This window comes from Methylorubrum zatmanii (assembly GCF_014845115.1).
GTDB lineage: Bacteria > Pseudomonadota > Alphaproteobacteria > Rhizobiales > Beijerinckiaceae > Methylobacterium > Methylobacterium zatmanii.
Genome location: NZ_NKUI01000267.1, coordinates 1 through 671 on the forward strand (window position 1 = coordinate 1; position 671 = coordinate 671).

Below are 671 nucleotides of genomic sequence, written 5' to 3' on the forward strand. Positions count from 1 at the left end.
ATGCCGGTGCGGCCGTTTGGGATGATGGGGGCGCGGAATGCGCGGGACGGCAGGCGATCGAGGCGCGCCTGTCAGCTCGCCGGAGAGCATGCCGACCGGCACGATGGGAGCCCAAGGCGCCGGTTTCGGTCGCGGTCCTCAACGCGAGCGAATCGGTGGTCCTGGTGGCTGTCCGCGAGGGTGACCGGACGCGGACGAGCTGGGGCTTTCCGGGGCTGCGCGGATCTCCCGCACGCGCCGACTCTATCGCCGCCACCGAGCCTCGTGCACATTGCCGGCATCATCGGGCAGACGATCCACGGGCCCCGGTGGCTGAGAGACCCTGCGCTCCCGCCTGCATGCAGAAGGAGCGAACATGGTCACGGCTTTCGTCGACATCCTCCACCCCGACCCGGGCCCGCTCGCCTATCGCGCCATCCGCCTCAGCGCATCGGGCGGGGTCGAGGGCATCGAGCACATCGCCGCCCGGGACGACGCGGAGGCGGCGGCCCTCACCTCCCGGATGGCCAACGGATACGGGATCGACCTCTGGGAGCGGGGCCGGTTCCTCGATTGCTTCCCCTCGCTGAACGTCAACGCCCCCGGCGCCCTGGCGTAACCCGCGGATCGAGACCGGCTGCGAAGAGGAGGCGGCCGGCGCTCATGACGCTCATTCCCCGCGCGGGCGGCCC

Annotated in this window: 1 protein-coding gene; it reads left to right on the plus strand. The window is 71.5% G+C overall.

Annotation, left to right across the window (positions count from 1 at the left end; translation table 11 throughout):
- The first annotated feature begins 355 nt into the window (after window positions 1–355).
- Window positions 356–598: a hypothetical protein gene (locus MZTS_RS23025; RefSeq protein WP_192285563.1), complete on the plus strand. Its 243-nt coding sequence runs from the start codon at window positions 356–358 to the stop codon at window positions 596–598.
- Window positions 599–671 lie beyond the last annotated feature (73 nt).